General features: G+C 76.6%; 14 protein-coding genes. 1 reads left to right on the top strand and 13 read right to left on the bottom strand.

Annotation, left to right across the window (positions count from 1 at the left end; genetic code table 11):
- Positions 1–36: 36 nt before the first annotated feature.
- The 12 genes from PKY62_RS09200 to PKY62_RS09145 all read right to left on the bottom strand — a co-directional run bounded on the left by PKY62_RS09200 (position 37) and on the right by PKY62_RS09145 (position 12,262).
- Positions 37–363, bottom strand: a complete 327-nt coding sequence (locus PKY62_RS09200; protein ID WP_324536411.1) for a hypothetical protein — start codon at positions 361–363, stop codon at positions 37–39.
- Between the two features lie 36 nt (positions 364–399).
- Positions 400–1,455 (bottom strand): alcohol dehydrogenase catalytic domain-containing protein, encoded by a 1,056-nt coding sequence (locus PKY62_RS09195; RefSeq protein ID WP_324536412.1) that lies wholly within the window; start codon positions 1,453–1,455, stop codon positions 400–402.
- Positions 1,456–1,514: 59 nt separating this feature from the next.
- The gene (locus tag PKY62_RS09190; protein WP_324536410.1) at positions 1,515–2,555 is read right to left on the bottom strand and encodes a zinc-dependent alcohol dehydrogenase family protein; all 1,041 of its coding nucleotides are present in this window, start codon (positions 2,553–2,555) and stop codon (positions 1,515–1,517) included.
- A gap of 29 nt (positions 2,556–2,584) precedes the next feature.
- Positions 2,585–4,138 (bottom strand): amidohydrolase, encoded by a 1,554-nt coding sequence (locus PKY62_RS09185; protein ID WP_324536409.1) that lies wholly within the window; start codon positions 4,136–4,138, stop codon positions 2,585–2,587.
- Positions 4,139–4,233: 95 nt separating this feature from the next.
- On the bottom strand, positions 4,234–5,028 hold the full coding sequence (locus PKY62_RS09180) for an ABC transporter ATP-binding protein (RefSeq protein WP_324536408.1): 795 nt from the start codon (positions 5,026–5,028) through the stop codon (positions 4,234–4,236).
- Positions 5,025–6,131 (bottom strand): FecCD family ABC transporter permease, encoded by a 1,107-nt coding sequence (locus PKY62_RS09175; protein WP_324536407.1) that lies wholly within the window; start codon positions 6,129–6,131, stop codon positions 5,025–5,027. Before PKY62_RS09175 ends, PKY62_RS09180 begins: the two co-directional genes overlap by 4 nt.
- Positions 6,128–7,144: a FecCD family ABC transporter permease gene (locus PKY62_RS09170; RefSeq protein WP_324536406.1), complete on the bottom strand. Its 1,017-nt coding sequence runs from the start codon at positions 7,142–7,144 to the stop codon at positions 6,128–6,130. The genes PKY62_RS09175 and PKY62_RS09170 overlap by 4 nt, the downstream gene beginning before the upstream one ends.
- Positions 7,137–8,174 (bottom strand): ABC transporter substrate-binding protein, encoded by a 1,038-nt coding sequence (locus PKY62_RS09165; RefSeq protein WP_324536405.1) that lies wholly within the window; start codon positions 8,172–8,174, stop codon positions 7,137–7,139. The genes PKY62_RS09170 and PKY62_RS09165 overlap by 8 nt, the downstream gene beginning before the upstream one ends.
- Positions 8,175–8,292: 118 nt before the next feature.
- The gene (locus PKY62_RS09160) at positions 8,293–9,375 is read right to left on the bottom strand and encodes a siderophore-interacting protein (protein ID WP_324536404.1); all 1,083 of its coding nucleotides are present in this window, start codon (positions 9,373–9,375) and stop codon (positions 8,293–8,295) included.
- 76 nt (positions 9,376–9,451) lie between these two features.
- Positions 9,452–10,378 (bottom strand): phosphoribosylaminoimidazolesuccinocarboxamide synthase, encoded by a 927-nt coding sequence (locus tag PKY62_RS09155; protein WP_324536403.1) that lies wholly within the window; start codon positions 10,376–10,378, stop codon positions 9,452–9,454.
- Complete coding sequence (gene purD / locus PKY62_RS09150) at positions 10,371–11,696, bottom strand: phosphoribosylamine--glycine ligase (protein ID WP_324536402.1); 1,326 nt, start codon at positions 11,694–11,696, stop codon at positions 10,371–10,373. The genes PKY62_RS09155 and purD overlap by 8 nt, the downstream gene beginning before the upstream one ends.
- 11 nt (positions 11,697–11,707) lie before the next feature.
- Entirely contained in the window at positions 11,708–12,262 is a 555-nt protein-coding gene (locus PKY62_RS09145; protein ID WP_324536401.1) for a PadR family transcriptional regulator, read from the bottom strand.
- Positions 12,263–12,421: 159 nt separating this feature from the next.
- Here PKY62_RS09145 and PKY62_RS09140 point away from each other — a divergent pair, with 159 nt between their 5' ends.
- Positions 12,422–12,841: a hypothetical protein gene (locus tag PKY62_RS09140; protein WP_324536400.1), complete on the top strand. Its 420-nt coding sequence runs from the start codon at positions 12,422–12,424 to the stop codon at positions 12,839–12,841.
- A gap of 80 nt (positions 12,842–12,921) precedes the next feature.
- Here PKY62_RS09140 and PKY62_RS09135 read toward each other — a convergent pair.
- Positions 12,922–14,096 (bottom strand): adenylosuccinate synthase (locus PKY62_RS09135; protein WP_324536399.1); only part of this gene is annotated, 1,175 nt, incomplete at its 5' end.

Below are 14,096 nucleotides of genomic sequence, written 5' to 3'. Positions count from 1 at the left end.
GGGTCCTCGCCGGACGGGTCCTCGCGCACCGGCCCCTCAGTGCCGCGACCGGCGCCCCGCCGCCCCGCCGCCGGCGGAGCCGCCCAGCGTCGCCGACGCCCCGAGCAGGAACCCGAAGTCGTACCAGCCGCCGACGTTGTGCACCTCGTAGATCCCGACCGTCTCGGTGAACAGCGAGACGATGAACGTCACGGGGACGATGAACCCGTGCCACAGGCCCAGCCAGAACCCGGCGACCTCGCCGTCAGCCGCGGGCGTCCCTGCGAGGTCGTTGCCGCTGGCAGCGCAGGCGCTGAGCAGCAGGACGACGGCCAGCGCCCCGGCGGTGGTGGCGAGCGTGCGACGGACGTTGCGTGCGGACATGGTGTTCCTCCCGCCCCCATCACACACCACCGGAGCCTACGGGCGCTGGGGTTCGACCACCGTCATGCCCGCGGCCGTGGCCGGACCGCCCATCGCCGCGAGCGCCGCGCCGGCCTCGGCGAGCCCGATGGTCCGCCCCACGAGCCGCTCCGGGGCCAGCGCGCCGCTCGCCACCGCGGCCAGCATCGCCGGGTACTCGTGCGCCGCCATGCCGTGGCTGCCGTAGACCTCGAGCTCCCAGCCGACCACGCGGTCCATCGGCAGCGCCGTGCGCGCGTGGCCCGCGAGCAGCAGCCCCACCTGGACGTGCCGCCCGCGCCGGCGCAGCCCCAGCACGGAGGCGAGCGCGGCGTCGGGGTGGCCCAGGGCGTCGAGCGAGAGGTGCGCGCCGCCGCCGGTCGCGTCGGCGACGAGCAGGGCGACCTCCTCGGGCCCGAGGCCGGACGGGTCCAGCGCCACCGCGGCGCCCAGCTCCAGCGCGGCGGACCGGGCCGCGGCCGACACGTCGACCGCCACCACCCGCGCGCCGGAGGCGACGGCGATCATCACCGCGGACAGGCCCACGCCGCCGCAGCCGTGCACCGCGACCTCGTCGCCGGCCCGCACCCGCCCGTGCACCGTCAGCGCCCGGTACGCCGTGGCGAACCGGCAGCCCAGCGACGCCGCCGTGACGGGCGACATCCCCGCGGGCAGCCGGACGAGGTTGACGTCGGCGTGGTCGAGCGCGACGAGCTCGGCGAAGGAGCCCCGCTGCGTGAACCCGGGCTGGGTCTGCCGCTCGCACACCTGCTGCTCGCCCGCGACGCACGCCGCGCACGCGCCGCACGCGTTGACGAACGGGACCGTGACGACGTCGCCGACGCGCCAGTCACGCACCTCGGGGCCGGCCTCGACGACGGTCCCGGCCAGCTCGTGGCCCGGCACGTGCGGCAGCGCGATCCCGTCGTCGTGCCCCCGCCAGCCGTGCCAGTCGCTGCGGCAGACCCCGGTCGCCTCGACGCGCACGACGACGCCCGCCGCGGGGCACGAGGGCGCGGGGACGTCGCGCAGCTCCAGCGGCCCGCCGAAGGCGTCGAACCAGACCGCGCGCATCGTCCGTGCCGCCCGCGCGTCGACGGCCACGCCACCCAGGTCCCCGCGCCCACCCTCGCTCACGGCCGCAGCAGCACCTTGATCGCACGCCGCTCGTCCATCGCGGCGTAGCCGGCCGGCGCGTCCCCGAGCGACAGCTCGAGGTCGAAGACCGGCGACGGGTCGATGACGCCCGCCAGCACGTCGGCGAGCAGCTCGGGCAGGTAGGCGCGCACCGGGGCGACCCCGCCACGCACGGCCACGTTGCGGCCGAACATCGTGCCCAGCGGCAGCCCGGTCGTCACGCCGGCCGGGACGCCGACGTACCCGACGGTGCCGCCGGGCCGGGCGATCGCGATCGCGGCGTCCCAGGAGGACTGCATGCCCACGCACTCCATCACGTGCGCGACGCCCAGACCGTCGGTCAGCTCCAGGACCCGTGCGACGGCGTCGTCCCCGCGCTCGGCGACGACGTCGGTCGCCCCGAACCCGCGCCCGACGGCGATCCGGTCCTCGTGCCGTCCCAGCAGCAGGATCCGTTCTGCCCCGAGCCGGTGGGCAGCGAGCACCCCGCACAGCCCGACGGCGCCGTCGCCGATCACCGCGACCGTCGACCCGGGCCCCACCCCGGCGGCGAGCGCGGCGTGGTGCCCCGTGCCCATGACGTCGGAGAGGGTGAGCAGGGCGGGCAGGCGCTCGTCGTCCGGCGCCACCGGCGCGACCACGAGGGTCCCGTCTGCCCACGGCACGCGCACCGCCTCGCCCTGACCGCCGTCTGCGCCGTCCCTCCCCCAGATCCCGCCGTGCACGCACGACGTGTGCACACCGGCGAGGCAGTGCGGGCACGTCCCGTCGCTCCACACGAACGGCGCGATGACGACGTCGCCCGGGCGGACGGTCACGACGTCGGCCCCGACCTCCTCGACCACCCCGAGGAACTCGTGGCCGATCGGCCCCGGCCCGCCGTCGCGCTCGCCCGGCCGCCGGTAGGGCCACAGGTCGCTGCCGCAGATGCAGGACAGCAGCACCCGCACGACGGCGTCGGTGGGCTCGCGCAGGGACGGGTCCGGCCGGTGCTCGACGCGCACGTCGAACCCGCCGTGGTGGACGACAGCTCGCATGCCCCCATCCTGCCGTGCGGACGGGGCCCTCAGAGCACGCGGTGGGTCCACCGGCCGGCGAGCAGGGTGGCCGCGACGGGCATCGTGCGCAGCGCGTCGCCCCGCACCGTCAGCGGGTCGGCGTCGAGCACGGCGAGGTCCGCGACCTGCCCGACGGCGACCCGCGAGCGCACCGATGCGGCCAGCGCGACGCCCGCCGGCAGCGCCTGCTCCGGGTGCCACGGCGCGCGACCGTCCTTCGCCCGGTCGACGGCGGCCGAGATCGCGTACCAGGGGTCGAGGGGCGCGACCGGAGCGTCGGAGCCGAGCAGCAGCCGCACCCCGGCCTCGTGGAGCCGGCGCAGCGGGAAGGTCCGCCCGGCGCGGTCGGCCCAGAGCAGGTCGACGACGTCGCGGTCGTCCATCGCATGCTCGGGCTGCACGCTCGCGGCGACGCCGAGCGCGACGAACCGCGCGACGTCGTCGTCGTCCAGCAGCTGGGCGTGCTCGATCGAGCCGCGCGCGCCCGAGGCGGCGAAGGCGTCCAGCGCGAGCGCGTTGGCCCGGTCCCCGATCGCGTGGATCGCGGCGTGGATCCCGGCCCGAGCGGCCTTGGCCATGAGCGGCACGAGCTCGTCGGGGCCCACGTTGAGCACGCCGTGCGCCGCGGGGCCGGTGAGGCCCGGGTAGGGGTCGTGGCAGTAGGCGGTGCGCGTGTTGAGCGAGCCGTCCGAGATCACCTTGAGCGAGCCGACCGTCAGCAGGCCGTCGGTGCCGGGCACGACGTCGCCCGTGGCGAGCTCGCGCGCGACGGCGCGGTCGAGGTGCTCGCGCCAGAGCCCTGCCGCGACCCGCACGCCGCGCGTCCCCGCCGCCATCCGGCGCGGCCAGTCGACGAGGTTGTCCGCGAGCTCGTAGTCGACGATCCCCACCACGCCGCGCGCGGCCGCCGCGTCGACGGCCTGCGCCACCCAGCCGTCGAGCACCTGCGGCGGCACGGCGTCGATGACGCCCATGAGCCCGAACCAGTCGTCCTCGCGCACCATCCCGTCCCCCGACGCCGCGACGCCCAGCCGGGCCATGGCGGGCGTGCTGAGCCACGCGCTGTGCAGGTCCCCGCAGACCACGACGACGGGTGTGGGCGGCAGGCCGGCCGCCGCGAGGGCGTCGTCGAGCGCCGCCGCCGTCGGGCGCTCGGGCCACAGGCCGTCGCGGAAGCCGAACGCGACGAGCATCGCGCCGTCCGGCGGCGGGTCGGTGCGCAGCCGCCCGACGACGAGGGCGGCGACCTCGTGCACGCTGGTCGCACCGGCGACGTCGAGCCGGCGCCGGGCCAGGGCCCACTGGCCCACGTGCGCGTGCGCGTCCCACAGCCCGGGGACCACCCAGCGGCCGTCGAGGTCGACGACCTCGTCGCCCGGCGCGGGAGTCAGTCCCGGGGCGCCGGCGGCGGACGCCGGTCCGGAGGCGCCGTCGGGGGACGCCGAGGGCACGACGGCGACGATCCGGCCGTCGGCGAGGCGCACGTCGACGGCGCCGGGCGGGCCGCCACCGGGCACCCCGCCGAGGTCGACCACCCGGGCCCCGCGCAGGATCAGGCTCACCGCGGCAGCCTAGGCCCCTTTCCCGGCCGAGTTCTGGAACGGATCGGGGCTCCGGAGGCCCTGATCCGTTCCAGAACTCGGCCGGGCGGTGCCGCTCAGCGGCGGACGCGGGCCTCGGGGACGACCATCGGGGTGCCCGTCACCGGGTCGGGGACCACGCGGCACGGCAGGCCGAAGACCTCGGCGACGAGGGTTGCCGTCAGGACCTCCCCTGGCCGGCCCTGCGCGGCGATCGCGCCGTCGTGCATGACGACGAGGTGGGTCGCGTACCGCGCGGCCTGGTTGAGGTCGTGCAGCACGGCGACGAGGGTGCGGCCCTGCTCGTGCAGGTCGGCGCACAGGTCGAGCACCTCGACCTGGTGGGCGATGTCGAGGAACGTCGTCGGCTCGTCGAGCAGCAGCACGGGCGTCTCCTGGGCCAGCACCAGCGCGAGCCACACGCGCTGGCGCTGCCCGCCGGACAGCTCGTCGACCGGCCGGTCCGCGAGATCCGCCACGCCCGTCAGCCGCAGCGCGTGCGCCACCGCGGCCTCGTCCGCCGCCGACCACTGGCGCAGCAGCGACTGGTGCGGGTAGCGGCCGCGCGCGACGAGGTCGGCCACGGTGATCCCTTCGGGTGCGAGCGCCGTCTGGGGCAGCAGCCCGATGCGCCGCGCCACCTCCCGGGTCGGCAGCTGGTGCACCGCGCGCCCGTCGAGCAGCACCGCACCCGTGCGCGGCGTGAGCAGCCGCGCCAGCCCGCGCAGCAGCGTCGACTTGCCGCACGCGTTGGGCCCGACGACCACGGTGAACGAGCCCGGGGGCACCGCGAGGTCCAGGTGCTCGACGACGACGCGGCGGTCGTAGGCGAGCGTCAGGTCCGTGGCGACGAGCGCCGTGGGCTCGGTCATGCCGTCCTCCTCGCGTCGCGACGCAGCAACCCTGCCAGGTACACCCCGCCGAGCACGCCGGTCATGACGCCGACCGGCAGGGCCGTCGTCAGCAGGTGCTGGGCGAGCAGGTCGGCCCCGAGCAGCAGCACGGCCCCGACGAGCGCCGCCGTCCCGAGCCCGATGCCCGGCCCGCGGACCAGTCGCCGCGCCACCTGAGGGGCGACGAGCGCGACGAACGGCACCGGCCCGGCCACGGCGACCGCCACGGCGACGGCGGCCACAGCGAGCGTCACGAGCAGCAGCTGGGTGCGGTGCAGCGGCAGGCCCAGCCCGCGCGCGACGTCGTCGCCCAGCTCGACCACACGCAGCGCACGCCCCACCACGACGGCGAGCGGACCGAGCACCACCAGCGCCCCGGCGAGGAGCGCGACGTGCTCCCAGCCGCGCGCGTTGAGCGACCCGACCAGCCACACCGTCGCGGTCCGCGCCGTCGCGAGCTCGGCCCGGGTGAGCAGCCACCACGTGACCGCGTTGAGCATCGCGCCCACCCCGATCCCCACGAGCACCAGCCGCGCACCGAGCAGCCCGTGCCGCACGGCGAGCAGGTAGACGGCCACGGCCGTGACCACCCCGCCCCCCAGCGCGGATCCCGCTAGCGCGGCCCCCGTCGTGCCGAGCAGCACGATCCCCGCGACCGCACCGGCTGCGGCGCCCTGCGTGAACCCGATGAGCTCCGGGCTGCCCAGCGGGTTGCGCACCAGCGTCTGGAACAGCGCGCCGCTCACCGCGAGCGCAGCCCCGACGCCCAGCGCCGCGAGCGCACGCGGCAGCCGCAGGTCGCGCACCACCACACCCGAGGAGCCGTCCGCGCCGAGCAGCGCGCCCAGCACCTCGCCCAGGGTCAGGGGGAAGTCGCCGAGCACCAGCGCCACGAGCACGCCCGCGGCGGCGAGCCCGGCCAGCGCCGCACCGACGGCGACGGTCCGGGGGCGCCATCGGAGCGACATCCGCCCCTCGGCGAGCCGCAGCACGCGGACGCCGGCGCCGCCGGGCGCGGACCGCTCGGCCACGGCGCCACCCGACCCCGGCCCGCCGTCCACGGTGCCCGCCGGCCGGCTCACCGGACGACCCCGCGGCGCCGCACCAGCGCGATGAGCACCGGCGCGCCGAGGAACGCCGTGACCACGCCGACCGGCAGCTCGCCCGGCGGGACGACCACCCTGCCCAGCACGTCGGCCAGGAGCACGAGCACCGGCGCCGCGAGCACGGACAGCGGCAGCACCCAGCGGTCGTCCGGCCCGGTGAGCGACCGCACAGCGTGCGGCACGGCGAGCCCGACGAAGGTCAGCGGCCCGACGGCTGCCGTCGCGGCCCCGCACAGGAGCGTCACCGCGAGCCCCGTGGTCCCGCGCACGAGGCCCGGCCGCAGCCCCAGGGCGCGCCCGGTGTCCTCGCCCAGAGCCATCGCGTTGAGCGGACCGGCGAGCGCCAGCCCCAGGACGAGCCCGACCGCCAGCACCGGCGCCACCGGGACGAGCACCGCGAGGTCGCGGCCCGACAGGCTGCCGACCATCCACGACCGGAACCGGTCCAGCACGTCGGGGTCGAGCAGCGTCAGCCCCCAGACCAGCGCCATGAGCGCGGCGCTGACCGCCGCCCCCGCGAGCACCAGCCGCTCGGGGGCCGCGCGCCGGCCCGCGGCCTGCCCGCCGACGAGGTGCACCGCCGCCGCCGCGACGCCCGCCCCGAGCACCGCGAGCCAGACCTGTGCCCGCAGCCCGGACACCCCGGCGGCGAGCCCGACCACCACGGCGGCCGCGGCCCCGGCGTTGACCCCGAGCAGCCCGGGATCGGCCAGCGGGTTGCGCGTCAGCGACTGCAGCAGCGCGCCGGACAGGCCGAGCGCGGCCCCCACGGCGAGCCCGAGCAGCGTGCGCGGCACCCGCAGCTCGTGCACGATCGCGGCGTCCGCCGAGCCGTCCGGGCGCCACAGCAGCTCCCACACCACCCCGGGCGCCAGGGACCGCGCGCCGACCGCGACGCTGAGCACGACGGCGACCAGCAGCAGGGCCGCGGTCCCGACGAGCAGCGCCGTGCGGCCGACGGCGGCCCTGGGCGCCCGGGTCTCAGTCACCGACGGCGGCGACCAGCTGCGGGACGAACGCGTCCAGGCCCCACGGCAGCGACAGCGCCGTCGTCGTGCTCATCGCCATGCCCAGGCCGCGGTCGAGGATCGGCAGGTAGTGCCCGCTCGCCACGGCGGGGATCGCCGCGAAGGTGCCCATCGCCTCGACGGTCGCCTGCTCGGTCTCGTCGTTGAACCACGTGACGAGCACGTCCGCGTCGGCGAGCACGTCGGCGTTCTCGGTGCCGAGGTTGACGAAGAACGAGCCCGCCGGCACCTCGAGGGCGGCCACCCCGGGGGCCAGCTCCATGCCCAGCCCGGTGAGCAGGTCCACGCGCGGGTCACCGGCGACGTACGCGGACAGCGTGCCGTCCGGGCTCGCGTAGACGTAGGCGAAGGTGACGCCCGCGAGCGACGGGTTGTCGGCCGCGGCCTGCGCGACGGTCGCGTCCATCTCCTCGACGAGGGCCTCCGCCTCGGCGGCCAGACCCAGCGCGCGGCCGTTGAGGAGCGTCTGGTCCTGCCACGAGACGAGCCACGGCTGGTCGGGGTAGGCGACCACGGGGGCGAACGCGGAGAGCTGGTCGTAGACCTCCTGGCTGATGCCCGAGTACGTGGCGAGGATGAGGTCCGGGTCCAGCGCCGCGATCTCCTCGACGTCGACCTCGGGCAGGTCGAGGTAGGTGGTCGGGGCGTCGGCGCCCAGGGCGTCGAACGCCTCGGCGGTCCACGGCAGCAGGCCCGTCCCTGGGTCGCCGGCCCAGCCGTCGAACGGCACGCCGACGGGTGCGACGCCCAGCGCCAGCGCGGTGTCCTGCGAGCCCCAGCCGATGGTCACCACCCGCTCGGGGGCCCGCTCGACGACGGTGGTGCCCAGCGCGTGCTCGATGGTGACCGGGAAGGCGTCGGTTGCGCCGTCGGACGGGGACGCGGGCGGGGTGGCCTCCGTTGCGGTCCCCCCGCAGGCGGCCAGGGTGGCGGCGAGGGCGACGGTGGCGGTGGCGGTGGCGAGCAGGGCGCGCGATCGGCGTGCGGGCATGGATCTCTCCCAGGTTCGGTGACTCGGTCAGGTGGACGACGTCGTCCGGGTGCGGCCGGGTCCCAGGGACACGGTCGCAGGTCTGCGGGGTGCGTGCGGCGTGCTGCGAGCGGTCGGGTCAGGCCGCCTCTGGCCGGCCGGCGCGCCAGTAGCCCATGACGGCGACGGCGGAGCGGTCCAGGCCCGCCTCGCGCAGGAGGAGGCGGCGCAGGTCGCGCGCCGTCCCGGCCTCCCCGGCCACCCAGGCGTACAGGCCGTCGGCGGAGCGGGAGCGCTCGGGGACGTCCCAGACGGGGGCGTCCGGCGCGGGGGCGATCGCGGGGCTCGCGTCCCCCGCGGGGCTCGCGTCCCCCGCGGGGCTCGCAGCGCCCGCGGGACTCGCAGCGCCCGCGGGCCGCGCGGCCCCGTCGTGGCCCCGCACGCCGACGGGAGCCGGACCCACGCCACCCAGCGTGCGCCGCACCGCGCCGAGCAGCGCCCGGCCGTGCGCCTGGGCGGCGTCCCGTGGGAGCCACTGCACCTGCACCCCGGCCGGCGCGCGGACCTCGAGCACGTCGTGGGCCGTCGGGACCTCGAGGAACGCGTGCCCGCGGGCGTCCGCGGGCAGCTGCTCGAGGATCGAGCAGATCGCGGGGACCGCGGTCTCGTCGCCGGCGAGCAGGTAGCGCGTCGCCTCGACCGGCGGGCGCCACTCGATGCCAGACGGCGGCCCGTCGTACCTCGCGTTCGGGCCGACGAGCACGACGGGGTCGCCCCGGCGGGCCGCGGCGCACCAGCGGACGGCCGGACCGGCGGTCGCCGAGCACGAGCAGCCGAGCAGCTCGGCGAGCCCGCAGCCGCGCGTCGTCACGGTGCCGGGGGCGACGCCGTGCAGCACGACGTCGACGTCGACCTCCCGCAGGTGCTGCCGGACGGCCCGCACCGTGTAGGTGCGCAGGGTCTCGCGCTCACCCTCGGGCCGGGCGCGCCAGGCGAGGAACCAGTCCTCGCCGGTGAACCCGGCGGGGTCCGGCGGCGCACCGCAGGCCGCGGGGAGCACGAGCTTGATCCGCTGGTCCAGGCCGGTGTCGCCGAACTCGTGCAGGTCGGGACCCGTGAAGGTCATCCTCAGGAACGACGGGCTGAGCCGCCGCACGCGCGCCACCTCGACCGGGAAGCCGCGGTACGCGGGCTCCGTGCGGACGGGCGCTGTGCTGGACATGCGGCTCCTGCTCACGAGGTGTGGGGTCCCTAGTGAAGCATAGCCTTACCTAACTTGGCGATGACTGCGGCGTGGATCACACCCCCGGCAGCGCCAGGTCGCGGCTCGTGAGCCTGCGGTACGCGTCGAGGTAGCGCTCCTGGGTGCGGCGCACGACGTCGGCCGGCAGGGGGGGCGGCGGGGCGTCGCCCGCACGGTCCCAGCCGGACTCCGAGCACGTGAGCCAGTCGCGCACGTACTGCTTGTCGAAGCTGGGCTGCGCACGGCCCGGCGCCCAGGAGTCCGCCGGCCAGAACCGCGAGGAGTCCGGCGTCAGCACCTCGTCGCCGAGCACCACCGCTCCGGCGTGCGGCCCCTCGAGCGCGCGGCCGAACTCGAGCTTGGTGTCCGCGAGGATCACCCCCCGATCGCGCGCGATCGCCTCGGCCCGCGCGTAGACCGCGAGCGTCAGGTCCCGCAGCAGCGCGGCGTCGTCGTGCCCGATCCGCTCCGCGACCTCGTGGAACGAGACGTTCTCGTCGTGCTCGCCCAGCTCGGCCTTCGTCGCGGGCGTGAAGATCGGCTCGGGCAGCCGCGAGCCGTCGACCAGCCCGGCCGGCAGCGGCACCCCGCACACCTGCCCGCCCGCGCGGTACTCGACCAGGCCCGAGCCCGTGAGGTACCCGCGCGCCACGCACTCGACGGGGAACATCTCCAGCCGGCGGCAGACCATGGCGCGCCCGACGACCGCGTCCGGCACCCCGCCCGGCCCGCCCGCGGCGGTCACGACGTGGTGGGGCACGAGGTCGGCCAGCTGCTCGAACCACCAGAGGCTCAGCTGGGTCAGCACGGTGCCCTTGCCGGGCACGGGTGTGGGCAGCACGTGGTCGAAGGCGCTGATCCGGTCGCTCGCGACCACGAGCACGACGTCGCCGTCGGGGTGGGGCGCGGCCGGCACGTACAGGTCGCGGACCTTGCCGGAGTAGGTGTGCACCCAGCCCGGGAGCGCAAGGTGCTCAGTCATCGCCGCCGCCCAGGTCGAAGGAGGCCGGACCGTCGTCGTCCGCGTCGGCGCCGTCCTGGGCGTCCAGCACGGGCATCCGCGCGGCGATGTCGCCGCGGTGGTGCGAGCCGCGCAGGGAGATCCGCTCGACCCCCGCGTAGGCCACGGCGCGCGCCGTCTCGACGTCGGCCCCCACCCCCACGACGGACAGCACCCGGCCGCCGGCTGAGACGAGGGTCCCGTCGGCCGCGGCTGCGGTCCCGGCGTGCAGCACGTGCACCCCCGGCACCTGCTCGGCGTCGGCGACGCCCTCGATCGGGTCACCCGCACGGACCCCCGCCGGGTAGCCATGGGCGGCGACGACCACGGTCACCGCCGCATCGTCGCGCCAGCGCAGGGGCGAGTGCTCGTGCAGGTGCCCGACGGCGGCCGCGTGCAGCAGCTCGGCGAGCGGGGTCGCCAGCCGCGCCAGGACCACCTGGGTCTCCGGGTCCCCGAACCGTGCGTTGAACTCGATGACCCGCATCCCGCGCGATGTCAGCGCGAGGCCGCAGTAGAGCACGCCGGCGAAGGGCGTGCCGCGATGGCGCATCTCGTCGACGGTCGGCTGCGCGACGCGGGCCACGACCTCGTCGACCAGGCCGGGCGGGGCCCAGGTGAGGGGTGAGTAGGCGCCCATGCCGCCCGTGTTGGGGCCGGCGTCGCCGTCGTGCGCGCGCTTGAAGTCCTGCGCCGGGGCCAGCGGGACCACCGTCGTGCCGTCGCTGACGCAGAACAGCGAGACCTCGGGGCCGTCGAGGTACTCCTCGACCACCACGGTGCCGCCCGCGCGGGCGAGGCACCCGCGCGCGTGGTCGAGCGCCTCGGCACGGTCGTCCGTGACGACGACGCCCTTGCCGGCGGCCAGCCCGTCGTCCTTGACCACGTGCGGTGCGCCGAACGCGTCGAGCGCCTCGGCGACCTCCTCGAGCGTGGTGCACACGTGCGCCATGGCGGTCGGCACACCGGCGGCGGCCATGATCTCCTTGGCGAACGCCTTGGAGCCCTCGAGCGCTGCGGCCTCGGCGCTGGGGCCGAAGCAGGCGATCCCCGCGGCGCGCACGGCGTCGGCCACGCCCGCGACGAGCGGCGCCTCCGGCCCGACCACCACGAGGTCTGCGGCCAGCTCGGTGGCCAGCGCCGCGACGGCCGCGCCGTCGAGCGCGTCCACGGCGTGCAGCGTCGCGACCTGGCCGATGCCCGGGTTGCCGGGCGCGGCGTGCAGCTCGTGCCCACCGGCGGCGAGGGAGCGGACGATGGCGTGCTCGCGCGCGCCCGGACCGATGACGAGGATCCTCACGGAGGTGCAGCCTAGTGCGGGGCGGTCGGCGGCGGCGCGGCCAGCTCGTCCAGGAGGGCGAGCGCCTCGTCGGCCCAGGCAACGGCCGCACGGGCGCCGTGCTCGCCCGCGGAGACGGTGAGCAGCGCATAGGCCCGGTGATCGCTCGGCGGCTCCGCCTCGACGTCGGCGCGCGCGGCCGCGAGGCCGGCCAGGGTGCCGACGGCGTCCGCGCGGTGCTGCTCGACGAGCGCCCGGCACGCCGCGGGCCCCAGCTCGTGGCCGAAGAACAGGCGCAGCAGCAGCCCGTTGCGCGGCGGCGCGGGCGCGGCGGGACGGGCGAGCAGCTCGCGCAGGCGCACGCGTCCGGCGGTGGTCAACGCGAAGACCGACGCCCGCCCGCTCGCACGGCGCACGACGTACCCCTCGCCCTCGAGCCGCGCGAGGGTCGGGTAGATCTGACCGAAGCTCTCGCTCCAGAACTGCCCCAGCACGTCCCGGATCCCCTCCCGCAGGGCGTACCCGGTCATCGGCGCGATGCTCAGCGCGCCGAGCACGGCCAGATCGGTCTGCCGTTCCCTTGCCATCTCAACCTATCTGAGAGATATTGCTGTCAGATATCTACTCTATCTCGCCCTGCACCGAGAGGCCACACCGTGACGACCGCCCCGCACCGACCCACCACCCGCCCCCGAGACTCGCGCGGAGCCGCACCCCTCGCCGCGGGCGCACCGGGACGCCGTCGGGTGGACCGTCGCCGTGCCGCCGCGGCGGCCGGGACCGTCGCGGCCGGCCTCTGCCTCGGCGTCGCGGCGTTCCAGGCGGCCCTCGCGCTCGGCGTCCCGTGGGGCGAGGCCGCGTGGGGCGGGCAGCAGGCGCAGATCGGCACCGGCCTGCGCGCAGCGAGCGGGGCGGCGGCCGTGGTGTGGGTCGGCGTCGCCGCGACAGCCCTGCGCCAGGGCGGGCGCGACACCTGGGCTCCGGTCCCTGACCGCTGGCTGCGACCGGCGACCCTGGGGCTCACCGCCTACACCGCCCTCGGGGTCGCGCTCAACCTCGCCTCAAGCTCCGCGGTCGAACGCGCGCTCTGGACCCCCACGACCCTCGTGCTCGCGGTGAGCCTCGGCCTGGCCGCGACGTGGGGTCGGCGAGCCGACGCAGCGTGACCCGGCGGCCGGACGACGGCCGCTGCGACCGGCACCGACCGCTGGCCGGCCGACCGCGCGGCGCGGCGCGGCGCGGCGCGTCAGCCGAGCAGGTCGTGCCGCACGATCGTCGCCTCGCGGCCCGGGCCCACGCCGATCGCCGACACGCGGCAGCCGCTCATCGCCTCGAGCGCGAGCACGTACCGCTGCGCCGACGCCGGCAGGTCCTCGAACACGCGGCAGCCCGAGATGTCCTCGGTCCAGCCCTCGTGCTCCTCGAAGATCGGCACGGCGTGGTGCAGGTCGGACTGGTCCACCGGCATCTCGTCGTGCCGCACGCCGTTGACGTCGTACGCCACGCACACCGGGATGCGCTCGAGCCCGGTCAGGGTGTCGAGCTTGGTGACGACCAGGTCGGTCAGCCCGTTGATGCGGCTGGAGTACCGCGCGACGACGGCGTCGTACCAGCCGCAGCGGCGCGGGCGGCCCGTCGTCGTGCCGTACTCCCCGCCCTGCTGGCGCAGCCACTCGCCGGTCGCGTCGAACAGCTCGGTGGGGAACGGGCCCTCGCCGACGCGCGTCGTGTAGGCCTTGATGACCCCGACGACGCGGTCGATCCGCGTGGGCCCCACGCCCGAGCCCGTACAGGCGCCGCCCGCGGTGGCCGACGACGACGTGACGAACGGGTAGGTGCCGTGGTCGACGTCGAGCATGGTCGCCTGGCCGGCCTCGAACAGCACCGTCTTGCCGGCGTCCAGCGCCTGGTTGAGCACCAGGGCGGTGTCGGCGACCATCGGGCGCAGCCGCTCCGCGTAGGTCAGGAGGTCCGCGACCGTCTCCTCGACCGTGATGGCGCGGCGGTTGTAGACCTTGACCAGCAGATGGTTCTTCTGGGCCAGCGCACCCTCGATCTTCTGGGTGAGGATGTGCTCGTCGAAGAGGTCCTGGACCCGGATGCCCACGCGGCTGATCTTGTCGGCGTACGTCGGGCCGATCCCGCGCCCGGTGGTGCCGATCTTGCGGCTGCCGAGGAAGCGCTCCGTGACGCGGTCGAGCGTCCGGTTGTACGGCGCGATGACGTGCGCGTTCGCCGAGACCAGCAGGCGCGACACGTCGACGCCGCGCGCGACGAGCGCGTCCAGCTCGCGGAACAGCACCTCGATGTCGATGACCACGCCGTTGCCGATCACCGGGGTCACCCCGGGCGAGAGGATCCCCGACGGCAGCAGGTGCAGCGCGTACTTCTCGTCGCCGATGACGACGGTGTGCCCCGCGT

This window comes from Actinotalea sp., assembly GCF_035443605.1.
Taxonomy (GTDB): domain Bacteria; phylum Actinomycetota; class Actinomycetes; order Actinomycetales; family Cellulomonadaceae; genus Actinotalea.
The sequence above is the reverse complement of the archived record's forward strand: the minus strand, read 5'-3'. Positions and strand labels throughout refer to the sequence as shown.

Bases quoted from the DNA above. Each gene is read 5' to 3' on its own strand.
- PKY62_RS09180 (WP_324536408.1), bottom strand. From the start codon at position 5,028: ATGACCGAGCCCACGGCGCTCGTCGCCACGGACCTGACGCTCGCCTAC.
- PKY62_RS09165 (WP_324536405.1), bottom strand. From the start codon at position 8,174: ATGCCCGCACGCCGATCGCGCGCCCTGCTCGCCACCGCCACCGCCACC.
- PKY62_RS09195 (WP_324536412.1), bottom strand. From the start codon at position 1,455: ATGCGCGCGGTCTGGTTCGACGCCTTCGGCGGGCCGCTGGAGCTGCGC.
- PKY62_RS09190 (WP_324536410.1), bottom strand. From the start codon at position 2,555: ATGCGAGCTGTCGTCCACCACGGCGGGTTCGACGTGCGCGTCGAGCAC.
- PKY62_RS09155 (WP_324536403.1), bottom strand. From the start codon at position 10,378: ATGACTGAGCACCTTGCGCTCCCGGGCTGGGTGCACACCTACTCCGGC.
- PKY62_RS09200 (WP_324536411.1), bottom strand. From the start codon at position 363: ATGTCCGCACGCAACGTCCGTCGCACGCTCGCCACCACCGCCGGGGCG.
- PKY62_RS09145 (WP_324536401.1), bottom strand. From the start codon at position 12,262: ATGGCAAGGGAACGGCAGACCGATCTGGCCGTGCTCGGCGCGCTGAGC.
- PKY62_RS09160 (WP_324536404.1), bottom strand. From the start codon at position 9,375: ATGTCCAGCACAGCGCCCGTCCGCACGGAGCCCGCGTACCGCGGCTTC.